The following is a 17,250-nucleotide window of genomic DNA, read 5'->3' on the forward strand; positions in this document are numbered from 1 at the left end:
ATCTTAAAATAAGTGAAGGAACAATATACAATACCCTAAAAACTGCTCATACTAAACTTGAAAAAGTTGGAAATGGTATAATAAAGTAGACACTAAGTTAAGAGAATTTAATGAAAGGTGGTGCTTTATGAAAAGAAAGTCCTATGATAAACAGTTTAAGATAGCAGCAGTTAAGTTAATATTGGAAGAAGAGGTTCCTGTTTCTGTTGTAGCAAAAGAATTAGAAATACATTAAAATACTTTGTATCGTTGGGTTAATGAATATGAAGAACATGGAGAAAGTGCATTTCCTGGACGAGGAACTGCACTTTATTCATATCAATTTGAAATTAAAAAACTAAAAAAAGAAAACTTAGAGTTGAAAAAGGAATTGGAATTATTAAAAAAATTCCGTGCCTTCTTGAAGAAAAAGAATATATAAGATTCAAATACATAAAAGAAAATGCTCGTTCTTTAAATATCAAGAAGGCTTGTAAAACTTTAAATGTATCTCGTTCAGGATACTATAAATATCTAAAAAGAAAACCTTCTGCAAGAGAAATAGAAAATAAAATATTAAGCGAAGAAATTAAAAAAATATTTTTGGAACATAAAGGAAGATATGGTTCTTTAAGAATAGTTAAAACTTTAGAATTAAAAGGAATTAAAGTAAATAGAAAAAGAGTAACTCGCTTGATGCGTTTGATGGCTTTAATTCCTTATGGAACTCGTTACAGATACAAAAATTATTCTAAAAAATATTCGAAAGAAGAATGTCCAAATTTATTAAATCAGATATTTAAAGCTGATGCCAAAAATAAAATTTGGGTAGCAGATATAACATATATTCCAACTAAGAAGAAAACACTATATTTAGCAGTTTTTATTGATATTTTTTCTAGAAAAGTAGTAGGTTGGGCAATGGATACTAAAATGAAAGAACATTTAGTTATTTCTGCATTTAATCAAGCTTATGGTAAGGAACATCCTAATTCTGGTTTAGTTGTTCATACAGATCAAGGAAGTCAATTTACTAGTAAAAATTTTAGAATGCTTTTAAAGTCTAAAAAAGCTATTCACAGCCAAAGTAGAAAAGGTAATCCTTATGATAATGCTTTGATGGAATCTTTCTATAGGACATTAAAAAGAGAGCTTATTCAAGGTTCAAAATTTGAAACTCCTGAACAAGCTCAAAAAGAACTCTTTAAATATATTGAACTTTATTATAATGTCAAAAGAATGCATTCTTCTTTAAATTTTTTATCTCCAATTCAATATGAAAAACAAAATTCATAATTTTCACTTAACTTAGTGTCTAAAAAATATCGACAAATCCAATCAACAATTAAAATATGTGTCTAAGAAAATGGGTTCACTACACTTAAGAGAGTGTTCTTTTCATATGAATTCAAATTTTAAGATAAACGCTCTTCAAACATTATTTGAAGCTCTCCATAAATTTTTCCCCAATTTCTTAATGCTGATGTCCATTTTTTAGTCGCTTCAAAAGTTGCTAAATACAAAGCCTTTAATAGTGCTGTATCACTTGGAAAAACACTTCTTTGGCTATTTAAACGACGATATACACTATTTAAACTTTCTATAGCATTAGTTGTATAAATTACTTTTCTTACCTCCATTGAAAATTTGAAAATTGGACTTATTGCATCCCAGTTTTTACTCCAACTTTTCATTGAATTTGGATATACTTTTTCCCATTTTTCCGTAACTTCTTCTAAGTTTTTAAGTGCTATTTGTTCTGATGGAGCTTGATAAATACTCTTCAAATCTTCTGCAAATTTCTTTTTATCTTTGTAATTAACATATTTTAAAGTATTACGTACTTGATGTACTATACAACGTTGGTATTCAGTCTTTGGAAAAGCTACAGAGATAGCTTCTTTCATTCCAGATAATCCATCTGCACAAAGAATTAAAATGTCTTTAACTCCTCTATTTTTTAAGTTATTAAATACTCCTAGCCAATATTTACTACTTTCATTTTCTCCTATTTCAATAGTTAAAACATCTTTTTTTCCTTCTTCATTAATGCCAAGAATTATATATGCAGCTTTTTTCTTAATTATTCCATTATCTCTCACTGAAAAATGAATCGCATCAACAAATACAATTGGATAAATGCTAGAAAGTGGTCTTTGTTGCCATTCTTTAATTTTAGGAAGTAATTTATCAGTAATATTAGAAACTAGCCCTTCACTTGCTTCAAAGCCGTAAATATCTTCAACTTGCTCAGAAATTTGGCGCGTAGTCATTCCTTTAGCATACATAGAAATTATCTTATCTTCTATGTCAGAAATATCTTTTTGACGTTTTTTTACAATTTGTGGTTCAAAAGTTCCTTCTCTATCTTGAGGAACTTCAATTTCAGTATCACCATATTTACTAAGAATGATTTTTTTTCTCCCATTACGAGCATTAGTAGACTCAGAACGTTCATAAAGATCATACCCAAGATGTTGAGTCATTTCAGCTTCAAGCATTTCTTGAATAGTTACACCAAGCAAATCTTTTAAAGCATCTTGTATATCTTCAGCAGTTTTAATATCATATTCGTTAATTAAAGCATTGATGATATTTCTTTTTCCTTCAATAAGATTAATTCCATTTTTTCTTTTTCTTTCCATAAAAATAGCCTCCTATGAATTTAATTTTATCATAGAAAGCTATTTAAAGCATTTATTATTTTAATTTACAGATTTTTCTTCATACCCTCGAAGTTTTAAAACAACTCCTCTTTTTTATATATATTATATTTGTGAGTTATTTTTGTTCTCTTTACTTTTAGTTAAAAAGTCTGATTTTATCTAAAGAACTACTAAGTTATAATAACTATTTGTTTATAATTTCAATCAACTTTGGAAAGAACCAATTTATTGTATACTAGATATTTAAATACTATATTAATAATGAGGTTTATAAAATATAAAGTAAATCAATAATCTTTCTAAATTTCCTTACTATATCCATATTTTAGAATCCAACTAGCAAAATCACTTCCATGGATAATGGAAACATTTTTTCCAGGAAATTCTCTTTCTAAATCTGTTAATTTTTTATCAAAATTATCATCTACTACTGTTGCTGTAGTCATAATAATACCAGTAGTAATCTCATTATCATGATTAAATACATTTCTTAAATCTTCTATAGCTCTAGAATTAGATATAGTACCTTCATATGATTTTACTTGAATAGCTACTTTTTCAACTTTTTGAAATCCTAAAATATTTCCTAATTCATTTTCATACTCAAATATGATATCTCCACCTTTATCTGAAGCACCTGATTTGATTTGTACATTTTTAACGTTAGGAATAGTTTTTAGAATACTTGCAATTAACTCTTCTAAGTGTTTTCCAGTATGGAATTTTTGTAGTTCTTCACAAATTTTAGCTAAATAAGGCTTAACATTAGAATTAATACAATTGGTTAATCTACTTTCAGGAGTAGCATTTTTTCCACTTAAACGCCCTTCTTTTAAGTCCTCAACCAGTTTGGTAAATTCAGTTTCTAAATAAATTTTCCAATATTTTCCTTGAAGTTTGAATCTTCTAGATAAATTAGAAGGTATTCCTTCATCATTTCTGTTGAATACTTGGATAGAATCTTTATCAATATGTAAACAGTGGCTTCCGTCCATCTTATAGCTATCCCAACCCCAGAAATACTCACTAGTAACTTGAGCAATAGTACACTCTCCATAGCTAGGAACATTGATATATACAATATAGTCATTAGGTTGAATATTTAGCATAAAATTAGCTTTCCAACACTCTTTTTGATCATCACTTAAGCTATTCCAACCTTGATTTTCGATTTGTTCCTTGATAGTTAAAAGATTACCTTCCTCTACATAAGACCAAGTAAAACGTGCTATTCCCTCTCCTTTTAGTGATGTGAAGATAGGAACTCTCATATCCTCTGAAACTTTTAAAGCAAATATACTCATAATAAAATCCTCCTGTTATTTTTAAATTATATTGGCTATGTTTCCTTAAACGTTTGAGAAATGATTTTTCAGTTAAATTTTTTAAAAACTTTCAGGTACTAAAGATAGTTTATTAATAGACTCATGAGCACGAACAAGAGAATCATATACTTTTATGACATCTTCTATATCCCAAGTACGAAGTGATTTTTCCTCAATTACTCCAGTACTTTCTTTAATTATTTTAGATAGTTGACTTTCATCAGAAACAGCTACAACAGCTTGAACAGCTGGATTACTTTGGGCTTTTCTAAGATTAAGTATAAGGCTATCTATTGAGCCTTTAGATTGAACTTCAAAAACATAGATAGCTTTTCCCATATTTCCTATTCTAGCTTCCCATACAACATCTACTATTGCTCCAGTAGTTATTTTAACTTCTGAACGACTTTCAAACCCTAGTAATTTTCCTATTGTTTCAAGTTTTTCTTTTATTTCATCATGCAATGATTTTGATTCAGTATTAGAGATATTTTTTAATTCTATTTCTTTTTTAGTAGTTGGTATATCCTCTTTAGATTCAGCATAAGGTAAAACTTCATCCCATAAGAAGTAATCAACTGCTAATAAATCATAGTCTTCTTCTCCTATTTTCTTTAATTCTTCAGATATTTTTTTAGATATCTTACAAACCTCTACATATTTTTTCCCTGTATATTGATAATTATATTTAGGCATATTAGGAATATCTAAATATGTAAAGCAAAGAATAGTAGTTTTATTGAAGATAACATACTCTTGAGGATTTATATAAGTAAGTAATTCACTCATAGTAGCTGGACCTAATCCTTTTACAGATTTTAGGAAGGTATCCCAACGTTTTTCTAAAGACTCTTTTCCATATAGAAATTCTACAAGTTCTCTCTTTAATTTATCAAATCCATTATCCTCTATTAATTTATTGATTACATACTGCTTATTTCCCCATATTAGCATAGACCATAGCTTACCTATATATTCAAAGAAAGTTTCCTCTGACATAGATAATATTTTTTCTTTTGTAAAAGTTTGGTAGAACTCTTTACGCTCCTTACGTTCATTCCAGTTTTCTTCATAATAAGTTTTGTTAGTTTTCCTTTTCTCTAAGAAATTTTTAATTGCTCTATCTAGTTTTGAAATATTCATTACTTCTTTCTCCTTTACTTTTTCTAATATTAAATATTTTCCAAATATAACCTAATTCAAGCCAAATTTTAGAAATAGGATGACTAAGACTATTTGAAAAATAAGCTTGATGTTCATATGCTGAAGGATGTAGTTTTTTACCTATAATTTTTTCAATATCTTCATAGGTCAATTCTAATTTTTCTTTTGTGTTATTTTCTAAAAATCTATAAAACTCGATATATTTCATTTAATCACTTTCCTTATCTATATTTTATATATTTTGATTATAACATAAAAAAAGAAAGTACCTCAATAAATATTAAAACTATCTTCTTTAAATATTACAGTAAATAAAAAACTGTATTTTTTTTATAAAAAACCATTGACTTTTTTTAAAAATTGTTGTATCTTTATATTAAGAGTTAATGATTAACTGTTTTTTATAAAAGAGTAAATTAAAAGTTAGAGGTGATATAGTTATGAAAATAAAATTGGGAGAATATGTAGAGGTGATAAATCCTATTCCTGTAAAAAAGAGTGAGCAAGAAACTGAATATAAGGTAATATTTCCAGCAAATATAGTTGATAGTAAAGTAATAACATTTGAATATGGAGAAATTAACTTAAAAAAACAAGTTGAAGAAAAGTATTTTCTAAAGGAAAATGATATTTTATTCCAAGTTAAAGGAACAAAGTTTGAATCTATTTTGATAACTAAAACTGTGGAAAATTTGTTACCTAGTAACTCATACTTAATTTTAAGAGTTGATACTGATGTAATAAATCCTAAATATCTTCAATGGTTATTAAAAACAAAAACTTTATCTGACTATTTTGAGAAAAATACGTCAGGAGCTATCATTAAATTAGTTAGAAAGAATACTATTACTGATTTAGAAATAAATCTACCATCATTAGAAGAACAAAAAGAAATAGTAAAAATGATATTAGCTTTTGAGAAGGAAAAAGAAAATACTCTAAAATATTTGGAGATGAAAGAAGAATTAATAGAAGCTGTTGTTACAGAGAAATATAAGGGGGATTGTTAATATGCAAATTTTAAGAAGATATGGTTTTAGTGAAAATGTAGAAAAAGCATTAATCATTATTCAACAGTTAGGAGAATTTTATATTAGTTTAAAAGAAGAGCAAAATTTTTTAAGGGAACCCTATTATCTAGTAAAAAATTTAGAAAAAATTGATTTCTATGAGAAGGAAGATAAAAAGTGTATTGAAAGATATTTAGAAAGTATATGTGAGTCTCATCAATTTTTGAAAGAATATAAATCCTTTATTGAACAATTTTCTAATGAGGATTTTAAAGAATTTTTCACTTTTAAAAAAATATACAGTCAAGATTTAGCTAGAGGGTTGTATAAGGATATTTCTTTAAAAATAATAGATAAAATAGATAGTATTAAATCAATAAATGATACAACTCCTAAAGAAATCAATATTATTATAAGAGATATTTTAAAAGTAAAAAAAGAAGAAAGTTTTCTAGATTTTGCTTTTGGAAAAGGAAGTTTAGCTATTCAAGTTGCTAATAAAAGTGTTTATGGAATGGAGATAGATGCTTTTTGTAGAGAAATAGCTCAATTAATGCTAGAAATAGCTAATAAAGAAGGAGAAATTAAATTAGGAGATGCATTAAAAGATAAAATTGATGAAGCTGATGTGGTGGTTTCTAATCCACCTTTTGTATTGAATATTTCATCAAATGAAGATAAAGAATATTTACAATGGGGAAACCCTCTAAGGGCATCAGATACACACTTTATTTCTTTAGCTCTAAGTAAGATGAAAAGTAGAGGAGCTTTAGTTTTACCACAAGGAGCTTTATTTAGAGGAGGAGCAGAGGGCGAAGTAAGAAAAAAAATAATAGAAGAGGGATACATAGAAGGAATTATATCTTTACCCAATAATATAATGAACTTTACAGGAATACCTATAAGTATAGTATTTCTAAGAAAAGATAAAGTTGTAGATAAGGTTTTTATGCTTGATGCTACTAAAGACTTTTTTAAGAAAGTAAGAGGTGGTGTAGTTATAGAAGATAAAACTTTAGAAAGAATAATTGATATATATAATAACTTTGAGGAAATAGAAGGGATATCTAAAATAGTATCTGTAAAGGAAATACTTGAAAATGATGGAGTATTAAATGTAGGAAGATATATAGAAGTAAAAGTTGAGCAAATTAATTCTACAAATTTATTAAAAGAAATAAAAGAAACTTGGAATAGGGTAGAAGAGTTTAAAAAAGAAAGCGACTTAATATTAGAAAAATTAATGCAAAACTAGAAAAGGGGTAAAAATGGGGAAAAATTATTATTTAGGTGGAAGCACTAAAATTGGAATATACAATAAAAAAGAAAATATTATTTGGAGGATATACAAGGTTTTACATGATGATTTTGTAGCTAGTCATATATCCTTCCAAACACTGAAAGATTATTTCGAAGATTATGACTATGATGATATTGTTGAAATCTATGAGGATGTATCTATAAATTATCAAGGAAGGAAAGTAGAGCTTTTTAAGAAATTAAGAAGATTTATAAATAGTACCTTGATTAAAACTGATATAGAGCAACCTATAAATAATAAAGTAAAAGTAACAGCTAGAATATCAGCAGAAGAAAGTATTAGAAGAGAGTTAGAGGAACTTGAAAATAAAAGAAAAGTTAAAAAAGAGGTAACAGAAATAGCTAAAAAAGAGAAAAAAATTAAGCCAAAAGAGGATGAGTTAAAAACTTTTGAAATGAAAAGGGATTTAAGACGGAGAATTAATGACTTAGAAAACAGATTAGTTAATGGGAAGAAAGATGAAAGTATAGAGAATGAAATTAAAGTATAAAAGAGTTATTTAGAAAGTTTTAATAAAAATTATTAGAAAAATATGGGAGAGTGAATAAATTGTGGAAAATAAAATGTTTTCTTTTTATGATTTTTTAGGCTACCTTATTCCAGGTTCTTTTTTAATGTTAATGATAGGAATAATATTTAATATAGAAGTATCAAAAAAATTAGAATTAAATATAAAAAAAATATTAGAATTAGTAAAAAATCTAGATGTAGATAAAATATTTATACTGATAATTTTAATGTATATTTTAGGACACATTTTAAGTTTTTTATCTGCAATAACAGTAGAAAGATATTCGATTTGGACTCTTGGATATCCAGTAGGTTATTTATTAGGATATAAGAAAAAGGCATATTTTCAAACAGAAAAAAACAGATTGTTTAGAATACCAGCAAGAATTTTAAATTTTATATTTCTTTTACCTATAGCTTTATTAGATTTAATTTTCTCACATAGTCCCCTAAAAATGAGTAAAATAGTTAGTAATTCTTTAGATGGAGAATTACAATGTACAATTAGAAAATGTATTTGTAAAAATCTACAAGAAAAATATGGAATATATAGTTTTTGTCATAATAAAAAACTTGATTTTTTAAGAATTTTATATCATGAAGTTGTTGAAAATAGTAAAACTCATTTACCTAAAATTCAAAATTATGTAGCACTTTATGGATTTTCTAGAACAATAGCTTTAATATTAAATATTTCAACATATTTATTTCTTTACCAAGCAATTAATAATAATTTTAATAAGTTATTAGGATTAAAAATAGTTATATTTATAACCATTTTTATGTCATTATTATCTTTTCTAATGTATTGTTCTTATAATAAATTTTCTAAAAAATATACCCTAGAAGTTTTGATGGCTTATTTAGTAATAAATAAAACTACTGATTTTAATAGAATGTGTATAAAAAAGTGCAAATAGAGTTTTAATATTAAGTAAGTATTTTCTTTAAGAATTTTATATGTTAAAATAATGTTAAATAGAATTATACAAGGGTGGGTTATCACAAAAAAGAGTGAATTTAATGAAGCAACATGAGTCCAAATGCCTGCCTTAGTTTATTTAATTAGAATAGGTTATGAATAGAATATATATGAAAGATTTCAGAAGTTAAGGCTGATATAGATTATCAGCCACTAATATATTAATAGATGAATTTAAAAAGCAATTTGAAAAATTAAATCCTGAACATAAAGATAAATTTTATAATACTTTAAAAACTATAGTTCAATAATTAAATAATGATGACATAGAGAAGAGTTTTTATGAAAGATTAGTTTCAGTTTCTCCTATTAAATTAATAGACTTTGAGAACATCCAAGGTAATAGTTTTTGTTATACAACAGAATTTACTTGTAAGAATGAAGAAGAGGAGTTTAGACTAGATATAGCTCTGTTTGTAAATGGACTTCCTTTGGTATTTGTAGAGGTAAAAGAATCAAATAATGATGGTGGGATTATTGCTGAAAGTAATAGAATGAATGAGAAAAGGTTTCCTAATAAAAAATTTAGAAGATTCATAAATATAACTCAACTTATGATTTTTTCTAATAACATGGAATATGATGCTATGGGAGAGAATAGTTCCAATACAAGGGGCTTTTTATTGTATAGTTTCAAAGAAAAAAGCTTTCTTTAACTATTTTAGAGAAGATATAAAGGGAAATGAAGAAATACCAGAGTTTTTACAAAGCTTTCCATATAAAGAGATAGATAGAGATCTTGAGAGAAAAATCTTAACAGATTTTAATAATCAAGTATCACGCTTAGCTCCTGAATATCTAACTAATCTTGATGTAAATACACCTACTAATAGAATATTAACTTCTATGTGTAGTCCTGAAAGATTACTATACTTATTAAAATATGATATAGCTTATGTAAATTTTGAAAAAAGGTTGATGGTAAGATAGAATCTATTGAAAAAAAGCATATAATGAGATATCAACAACTATTTACTTCTCTGGCACTAAGAAAAAAATTGGATATTAAGGTTAAGTCAAGAGTTTGAAGCTAGGGGATTGAGTGAAAAAACAGCAAATACAAGAGATGAACTTATGCAACAGTTTAGAGAAAATAAATCTTTAGAGGAGTCATCTAAGTAAAATGAGATAACAGTAGTTAATATCCAAAAATTTGAAGAGGATAAAGAGAAGATAGAGTTACCACCATATGCTACAAATTTATAAAGAGTTTTTATCATAAATGAAGCACATAGAAGATAAATCCAAAAGGTTCATTCTTAGTTAACCTATTAGAAACAGATAAAAATGCAATAAAAATAGCTCTTACAGGAACACTACTTTTAAAAGAGGTAAGAGTTTCTTGGAAAGTATTTGGAGATTATATCCATACTTATTATTATGACAAATCAATTCAAGATGGATATACTTTAAAGACAATAAGAGAAGATATAGAAATTTCATATAGAGAGATTAGCTGAGATTTATGATAAATTGGATATCTTAGTTCAAAAGAAGTATATTAAGAAGAGCCAAATTATAGAGCATGATAAATATGTAAAAGAGTTACTTATTAATATAAAGTAAATTTTGGAGGAAAAATTATGAAAAATATAAAATATTTAGCTTCTGTAACAAAGGTTACTACATTTTATTTTTTAAAGGTATTATATGAAATAAAAGATAATAAAATAAGGAAAATAGAAGATAAAGAAATTATTTTACAAAATAATAATACTTTAAAACTTATTAGTAGCTTAGATTATGAAGAAGAGAATAAAAAAATGAAGAAATTTTAAAAGATAAATTTGTCATTTTAGATTTAAGTAATAAATATGAATTTAAAGAAGAAAATACAAGAGCAGTAGACGAGAATACAGCAAAATATATATGTTTTTTAAATCAAGCACTATTAGAACCTATTTCAATCTATTTTTATCAAATAACAGATTTAAGTAGTAATTATGCTAGTGAAGGAGAATTACGTCACTCAAAAATAAAAGTTCCAATGTTTAAAAAGCCAATGTTAACAGATAACTATATCAAACATGGAAATTATATTTTAGGACCATTGAAAACAAAAGAAGAAAATGGAGAATGTTGTTTTATTTCTGAAGCATCAAATAAACAACAACTTCGTAGATATCAGTATAAAAAAATAGCAGGAAATATAGCTAAAGTAACTTATGTAGATAATTTATATGGTGAAACAGATTTTGAGTTTTTATATAATAATGAAGAGCTACTTAATTATGAATTAGTTGATTATATTACACCAGAACAATTGCTAGAAATATATTTTAAAGGAATTAAAGAAAATGAATATTTAACTCAAAAAGAAATTGATAATGTTTATAAAAAATTAAAATCTAAAACTTTATTTAGTGTGAATAAAGCAGAGAGAGAAAAGATTATAAAAGAAATTTTTACAGCAAATTCTGCTTACAATAGTCTAAAAAAAGAATTAATAGATATTATTTTAAAATCAGAAAAAGATAGGGAAGAGTTATTTGAAGAGCTACAAAAAAAATATCCAGCAAAATTTAATACGAATCAAGTAGAAGAAATAACTACTTCTAAAAAGAAAATAATTAAATCTAAAGTAGTAAGTGAAGAGAAATTATTAGAAGATAAGGAAAATCTAACAAAAGAGATTAAAAAACTTACTAAAGATAAAGAAGTATTAGTAAAAGAAGTTAATGAATATAATAAAGATAAAGAAAATTTAGAAAAGGAAATAAAAAATTCAAATAAAACTTTAAAAGAAATAACTCAAGAATATCGAGATTTAGAAGATAACATAGAAAAATTAGTAACTACTAAACAAGAAAAAGAATCAGAAATAGAGAAACTGAATGAAGAAGTTCAAAAATTAAAAAATAGTAATAAGAATAAAATACTTGAGTTACATGAGTTAGAAACTGAAAAGAAAGATTTAGAAAAACAATTGTCAAAATATGAAGATAAAAATAAAGCTGAATATAAAGAACTTTTAAATAATAGTATAGAAAAATTAAAAGAAGCATATTCTAGGAAAAAATTTGATGATTTTACTTTAAAAGCTATAGATGAAATAATGGGTACAAATGAAAAAGAAAAAAATAAAATAAATGAGAAGGAAACAACAAATTATCCTATTATAGAAAAAGAAATAAATGAAAAAGATTTTATAGAGTTTTTATATGAATTTATCAATTCTACAGCTAAAAGAAAAATATCTAGAAATGAAGTTATTAATATAATTTTATGTTTATCACAAGGATTTCTAACTATATTTGCAGGAGAACCTGGAACTGGAAAGACTTCTTTATGTAATATTTTAGGAAAAGCTCTAGGTCTTTTCAAACAAGAGAATAGTAGATATTTGGAAGTTTCAATTGAAAAAGGATGGACTTCAAAAAGAGATTTTATTGGTTATTATAATCCACTCTCTCAAAAATTTGATAGTATGAATAAAATAGTTTTTGATGGATTTGAGTTACTAGATAAAGAGAAAAAAAATAAAAATGAAATATATCCGTTTATAATAACTTTAGATGAAGCTAACTTAAGCCCAATGGAATATTATTGGGCAGATTTTATGAATAATTGTGATTTAGAAAATGAATATAGAAATATAAATATGGGAGAAAATTATATCTATAATTTACCTAAAAATCTTAGATTCTTAGCTACTATAAATTATGACCATACAACTGAGGTTTTATCTCCTAGATTAATAGATAGAGCATGGATAATTTTATTAGAAATAAGTTCAATAGATATCAATAACTTAATAAATATTAATATCCCAGCTGAAGAAACAATGATAAAATATGAGATTTTAGAAAAATTTATAAATATAGATAATTTAGAATTAGATAAAACAAGTATTGGAATTTTAAACAAAGTTATAAGTTGTATGAGAGAAGCAGGAATAAGTATTAGTCCAAGAGTTTTAAAAATGATAAAGAACTATTGTGTAATAGGTAATAAATATTTTGATATATCAGAAAATAAATATATTGCACTAGATTATGCAATTAGTCAAAAGTTATTACCACTTTTAGAAGGGTATGGAAGTGAATATGAAAAATTCTTAAATAAATTAAAAAATACTATTGGAGAAGAATTACCTAAAGCAAAATATTTATTAGAGAATATAATAATAAAAGGAAATAATAATATGAAACATTTTAATTTTTTCTGCAAGTAAGGGAGTAATAAATGAGTTATTTTGCTAAAATTAATAATTTTACCATTCCATTAAAGGAAAAATTTGAAAATAATGTTATTGAAGATATTTTTATTAATTCTTTTAAGAGTTATAAAATAGAGTTACATTTGGAACTTGAAGAAGTAGAAATGGTAGAAAAATGTGATATTATAATATCAGGAGAAACATCTATATTAGATAATGATGATGAAATTAATATTTTTAAAACTGAAAGAGAAAATTATTTTAATTGTATTTATGGATATTCTTATTTAATTTTTAAAATTTATTATAAAAATGGAGAAGAAAGGTTTGTTTTTTCAGATTTAATAGAGGTTTTATTTGAAGAAAAATTGGAAAATTATTCTAATAAACTTGTTACAAAAATGATTGAGTTTATAGAAAACTACGATACTTTTGAAAAATTTTCTTTAGATGAAGTAAAACATTCGATAATAAATGCCAATAAAAGTCCAAAAAGAAATCTAAACTTACAAGTTATAATAGCTAAAATTGAACAAATAATAAAGGTATATAAAGAGTGTAAACCATATTTTTTAAATAATTTGAGATTTAAAATTATAGAAAAAGAAAAAAAGGTTGATTTAGAAAAAGCAAATTATATTTCTATTAAAACTTTAAATGGAATAATCCGTAATGTTGATGAGTTAATACCTCATAATAAGGAAACATTTATTAAAGATATTAATAAAAAATCATATTTACCTAAAAAAGTTGTAGTTAATAATAATTTTATAGAATATAATATATTAGAGAATAAAATGGTTTTAAGTTTTTTAGTAAATATATTAAATTTTATTAATGATAATATTTCAAAAATAAAAGAAGATCCAAAATTTAAAACAAATGCAAAAGTAAAGAAAGAAGAAGAATTCTATTGTTATAGGGACAATATAGTAGGAACCGTTCAATTATATTATAATCAACTTATAAATCTTCAAAAGGAAGTAGAATATCTTTATTTTGAATATAGTAAATTAATGAAATGTGATATAATAAATTTTTATTCTTTACTACCTATGACTCAAATTTTTAAAACATATCATCATTACAGACGAATTTATGAATTATTTATAGATTGGTTTGAAATATGTGGTCAAGTTTATTTGAAGTATAATATTTTTACAACTTTCTATACTCTTGATGACTTATATGAATATTTTTGTTTGGTTAAATTAAAGAAAATTTTTATAGAATTAGGATTTAAAATAGTTAAGGAAGATGAATATTTGTATAAAGCAAAAACTTTTATTTCACGTGGATTTAATACGTTTATACTTTATGATGAAAAAGGGAATAAAGTAACTTTGTATTATCAACCATTTATTTATAATAATAAAAGTACTAATTCATTGAAATTAATAAGAGTTAAAAATAACAACAATTATTATAATCCAGATTTTATAATTCAAATTAAAAAATATAATGAAGAAAAAGAATATATATATACTTTAGATGCTAAATGGAAAAAAATTATAGATAAAACTACAGAAGAAAGTGTGATTAATAAGTATGCCTATTTTCTAGAAAAAATAAATAGATTAGATGAATATAGAGCTGTTATAATATTAATAGGAAGAAGCAGAAAAGAAATTGTAAAATCATATTTAGAAGAAAATAAAGTTGAGAATAAAGTAAATACTATAGGAATATCTTTTACTGCTGATGCTTCTGCTGAAGAGAAATTAATAGAAGAATTTAAAAGTATCTTAGAAAAAAATTAAAATATTTTTGATAACTCTCTATTTTCCTAGCTTATAAAAAATATAGTTGGCCGCAAATTGACCGCGAAAAATTAAAAACTCTATAAAATATATGAAAAAATGAATTTCTTATAAAATAGAAGTCCCAATTTTAAAGGCTTAGAAAGGTATAAAAACCTATATTTGTAGAGTGGGAATAATTTTAAAAAATATTATCTTTTTATAAAGAGGGAGAATTTTTTCTTATGTGAGGGTATGAAATTATTTCTGTAAAATATATACTTTCTATGATAAAAGTTATTTATTTAAATGTTTATTAATAATCACTAATTAATTTAATATACTAGATATTTTTTTCTATGTCAAGGGCACTTCTCTTGAGGGTGTGAAAAAATTAAAATAATAAATGCTTTAAATAGCTTTCTATGATAAAATTAAAAATCATAGGAGGCTATTTTTTATGGAAAGAAAAAAGAGAAAAGGTGAAGGAAAAAGAAAATATCATCACTGCTTTAATTAATGAATATGACATTAAAAATGCTGAAGATATTCAAGATGCACTAAAAGATTTACTTGGAGGAACTATCCAAGAAATGCTTGAAGCTGAAATGACTCAACATCTAGGATATGAACCATATGAACGTTCTGAAACTACAAATACTCGTAATGGAAGAAAAGTAAAAACTATTCATAGTAAATATGGAGAAGCTGATATTGAAGTTCCACAGGATAGAGAAGGAACTTTTGAACCACAAATTGTAAAAAAACGTCAAAAAGATATTTCTGCAATAGAAGATAAAATCATTTCTATGTATGCTAAAGGAATGACTACACGCCAAATCTCTGAGCAAATTGAAGATATCTACGGGTTTGAAGTAAGTGAAGGACTGGTATCTGATATTACTGATAAATTGCTTCCTAAAATTGAAGAATGGCAGCAAAGACCTCTTTTTAATATTTATCCTGTTATCTTCGTTGATGCTATTCATTTTTCTGTAAGAGATAATGGAATAATTAAGAAAAAAGCTGCCTATATAATTCTTGGTATCAATGAAGAAGGAAAAAAAGATGTTTTATCTATTGAAATTGGAGAGAATGAAAGCAGTAAATATAAATATTGGTTAGGAGTATTTAATAATTTAAAAAACAGAGGAATTAAAGTTATTTTAATTCTTTGCGCTGATGGATTATCTGGAATGAAAGAAGCTATTGCTGCAGCTTTTCCTAAAACAGAATATCAACGTTGTATAGTTCATCAAGTACGTAACACTTTAAAATATGCTTCATACAAAGATAGAAAACATTTTGCAGATGATTTAAAGACAATTTATCAAGCTCCATCAGAGCAAATAGCGCTGAAAAATTTAGAAAAAGTTACAGAGAAATGGGAAAAAATATATCCTAACTCTATGAAAAGTTGGAGCAAAAATTGGGATGCAATAAGTCCGATCTTTAAGTTTTCAATGGAAGTAAGAAAAGTGATTTATACAACTAATGCCATAGAGAGTCTCAATAGTGTATATCGTCGTTTAAATAGCCAAAGAAGTGTTTTTCCAAGCGATATATCTTTATTAAAATCTTTGTATCTAGCTACTTTTGAAGCGACTAAAAAATGGACTTCAACATTAAGAAATTGGGGAAAAATTTATGGAGAACTTCAAATAATGTTTGAAGAACGTTTATCATAATAGTTTAAACTTATATGAAAAATGCACTCTCCTAGGAGAGTGCACTTGACATAGAAAAAAATATTTAGTATATTGTAACTACTCAGCTATAAATTAAAATTTAAGACTCAAGTTCAAAAAAATGGGCAAAATCAATATGAAGCATTAAAAAGTATTTTTGAATTATTTAAATAAAATTTTTTAGATATTGTACTTCTTTTTTAAGTATATTTTTTGCTCTTGAGAGATGCAAGAACATGCTTTTATTTCTTCTTTTAATTCTTCTAAATAGTTATTATAATCTAAATCTTCTTTATTTAAATTTTCGATTATAGTTAAACTTTCTATTAAATATAAAGCTTTTTCTTCTTTATTTTCTCTGAATTTATTTAGCCACTCTTCTTCAAATACAACTTTTTTTAGTAATCTTTTTTCTTTATCATAATGATGTTTAAGAGAAATTAAATTCCCAATAAGTTTAGAATAGCCATAATTTAGAAGATTATGATATCTATTTTTTCTTTTCTTTCTAAAAGTAGTTCTTCTATATTCTTTTGGCATATTAATAGAACTAATAGCCTTTCTTTTTGGATTTTCAAGAGAACCTTTATATTCATAAAACTTAAAATATATATTTCTTTTAATTTTTTTTCCCATAATTTTTCCTTTCTTATTTATTATTAACTTTTTATTTTTTATGCTAAAAAATATCTGTCACTATATTATAT

The 17,250-nt window shown here is 24.8% G+C and carries 16 protein-coding genes and 1 pseudogene; 12 read left to right on the forward strand and 5 right to left on the reverse strand.

Features of this window, described 5'->3' with window-relative positions; translation table 11 throughout:
- Positions 1-127 precede the first annotated feature (127 nt).
- Positions 128-1,275: pseudogene (locus I6E31_11050) on the forward strand (IS3 family transposase).
- 119 nt (positions 1,276-1,394) lie between these two features.
- On the opposite strand, the gene I6E31_11055 reads toward I6E31_11050, so the two are convergent.
- The 4 genes from I6E31_11055 to I6E31_11070 form a co-directional block, all read right to left on the reverse strand.
- Positions 1,395-2,591, reverse strand: a complete 1,197-nt coding sequence (locus tag I6E31_11055) for an IS256 family transposase (protein ID MCF2640499.1) — start codon at positions 2,589-2,591, stop codon at positions 1,395-1,397.
- Positions 2,592-2,944: 353 nt separating this feature from the next.
- On the reverse strand, positions 2,945-3,949 hold the full coding sequence (locus tag I6E31_11060; protein ID MCF2640500.1) for a restriction endonuclease: 1,005 nt from the start codon (positions 3,947-3,949) through the stop codon (positions 2,945-2,947).
- Positions 3,950-4,030: 81 nt separating this feature from the next.
- On the reverse strand, positions 4,031-5,113 hold the full coding sequence (locus I6E31_11065) for a hypothetical protein (protein MCF2640501.1): 1,083 nt from the start codon (positions 5,111-5,113) through the stop codon (positions 4,031-4,033).
- Positions 5,091-5,342, reverse strand: coding sequence for a hypothetical protein (locus tag I6E31_11070; GenBank protein MCF2640502.1), 252 nt, complete (start codon positions 5,340-5,342; stop codon positions 5,091-5,093). The genes I6E31_11065 and I6E31_11070 overlap by 23 nt, the downstream gene beginning before the upstream one ends.
- 232 nt (positions 5,343-5,574) lie before the next feature.
- Here I6E31_11070 and I6E31_11075 point away from each other — a divergent pair, with 232 nt between their 5' ends.
- From I6E31_11075 to I6E31_11125, 11 genes are all read left to right on the forward strand, one after another.
- The gene (locus tag I6E31_11075; GenBank protein ID MCF2640503.1) at positions 5,575-6,144 is read left to right on the forward strand and encodes a restriction endonuclease subunit S; all 570 of its coding nucleotides are present in this window, start codon (positions 5,575-5,577) and stop codon (positions 6,142-6,144) included.
- A gap of 1 nt (position 6,145) precedes the next feature.
- Positions 6,146-7,399 carry an N-6 DNA methylase gene (locus I6E31_11080; GenBank protein MCF2640504.1) on the forward strand — a complete coding sequence of 418 codons (1,254 nt, stop codon included), beginning with the start codon at positions 6,146-6,148 and terminating at the stop codon, positions 7,397-7,399.
- Positions 7,400-7,412: 13 nt separating this feature from the next.
- Positions 7,413-7,955, forward strand: coding sequence for a hypothetical protein (locus I6E31_11085; GenBank protein ID MCF2640505.1), 543 nt, complete (start codon positions 7,413-7,415; stop codon positions 7,953-7,955).
- A 61-nt stretch (positions 7,956-8,016) separates the two neighbouring features.
- Positions 8,017-8,895, forward strand: coding sequence for a hypothetical protein (locus I6E31_11090; GenBank protein ID MCF2640506.1), 879 nt, complete (start codon positions 8,017-8,019; stop codon positions 8,893-8,895).
- 328 nt (positions 8,896-9,223) lie between these two features.
- The gene (locus I6E31_11095) at positions 9,224-9,613 is read left to right on the forward strand and encodes a hypothetical protein (protein ID MCF2640507.1); all 390 of its coding nucleotides are present in this window, start codon (positions 9,224-9,226) and stop codon (positions 9,611-9,613) included.
- On the forward strand, positions 9,537-9,887 hold the full coding sequence (locus tag I6E31_11100) for a hypothetical protein (protein ID MCF2640508.1): 351 nt from the start codon (positions 9,537-9,539) through the stop codon (positions 9,885-9,887). The genes I6E31_11095 and I6E31_11100 overlap by 77 nt, the downstream gene beginning before the upstream one ends.
- 308 nt (positions 9,888-10,195) lie before the next feature.
- Positions 10,196-10,417, forward strand: coding sequence for a hypothetical protein (locus tag I6E31_11105; protein MCF2640509.1), 222 nt, complete (start codon positions 10,196-10,198; stop codon positions 10,415-10,417).
- 123 nt (positions 10,418-10,540) lie between these two features.
- Positions 10,541-10,735, forward strand: a complete 195-nt coding sequence (locus tag I6E31_11110; GenBank protein ID MCF2640510.1) for a hypothetical protein — start codon at positions 10,541-10,543, stop codon at positions 10,733-10,735.
- Positions 10,736-10,944: 209 nt separating this feature from the next.
- A complete protein-coding gene (locus I6E31_11115; protein ID MCF2640511.1) occupies positions 10,945-13,131 on the forward strand; it encodes an AAA family ATPase in 2,187 nt (728 codons plus the stop codon).
- Between the two features lie 11 nt (positions 13,132-13,142).
- Positions 13,143-14,876 (forward strand): hypothetical protein, encoded by a 1,734-nt coding sequence (locus I6E31_11120; protein MCF2640512.1) that lies wholly within the window; start codon positions 13,143-13,145, stop codon positions 14,874-14,876.
- Between the two features lie 461 nt (positions 14,877-15,337).
- The gene (locus I6E31_11125; protein MCF2640513.1) at positions 15,338-16,543 is read left to right on the forward strand and encodes an IS256 family transposase; all 1,206 of its coding nucleotides are present in this window, start codon (positions 15,338-15,340) and stop codon (positions 16,541-16,543) included.
- Positions 16,544-16,723: 180 nt separating this feature from the next.
- On the opposite strand, the gene I6E31_11130 is transcribed toward I6E31_11125, so the two are convergent.
- Positions 16,724-17,179 carry a hypothetical protein gene (locus I6E31_11130; protein MCF2640514.1) on the reverse strand — a complete coding sequence of 152 codons (456 nt, stop codon included), beginning with the start codon at positions 17,177-17,179 and terminating at the stop codon, positions 16,724-16,726.
- Between the last annotated feature and the right edge of the window lie 71 nt (positions 17,180-17,250).

This window comes from Fusobacterium varium (assembly GCA_021531615.1).
GTDB classification, from domain to species: domain Bacteria; phylum Fusobacteriota; class Fusobacteriia; order Fusobacteriales; family Fusobacteriaceae; genus Fusobacterium_A; species Fusobacterium_A varium_C.

What these genes read in the sequence shown, in the direction of transcription:
- I6E31_11080 (MCF2640504.1), top strand. Translation starts at nt 6,146, where the DNA reads ATGCAAATTTTAAGAAGATATGGTTTTAGTGAAAATGTAGAAAAAGCA.
- I6E31_11070 (MCF2640502.1), bottom strand. Translation starts at nt 5,342, where the DNA reads ATGAAATATATCGAGTTTTATAGATTTTTAGAAAATAACACAAAAGAA.
- I6E31_11100 (MCF2640508.1), top strand. Translation starts at nt 9,537, where the DNA reads ATGATGCTATGGGAGAGAATAGTTCCAATACAAGGGGCTTTTTATTGT.
- I6E31_11120 (MCF2640512.1), top strand. Translation starts at nt 13,143, where the DNA reads ATGAGTTATTTTGCTAAAATTAATAATTTTACCATTCCATTAAAGGAA.
- I6E31_11130 (MCF2640514.1), bottom strand. Translation starts at nt 17,179, where the DNA reads ATGGGAAAAAAAATTAAAAGAAATATATATTTTAAGTTTTATGAATAT.
- I6E31_11115 (MCF2640511.1), top strand. Translation starts at nt 10,945, where the DNA reads ATGTTTAAAAAGCCAATGTTAACAGATAACTATATCAAACATGGAAAT.
- I6E31_11065 (MCF2640501.1), bottom strand. Translation starts at nt 5,113, where the DNA reads ATGAATATTTCAAAACTAGATAGAGCAATTAAAAATTTCTTAGAGAAA.
- I6E31_11075 (MCF2640503.1), top strand. Translation starts at nt 5,575, where the DNA reads ATGAAAATAAAATTGGGAGAATATGTAGAGGTGATAAATCCTATTCCT.
- I6E31_11110 (MCF2640510.1), top strand. Translation starts at nt 10,541, where the DNA reads ATGAAAAATATAAAATATTTAGCTTCTGTAACAAAGGTTACTACATTT.
- I6E31_11085 (MCF2640505.1), top strand. Translation starts at nt 7,413, where the DNA reads ATGGGGAAAAATTATTATTTAGGTGGAAGCACTAAAATTGGAATATAC.
- I6E31_11060 (MCF2640500.1), bottom strand. Translation starts at nt 3,949, where the DNA reads ATGAGTATATTTGCTTTAAAAGTTTCAGAGGATATGAGAGTTCCTATC.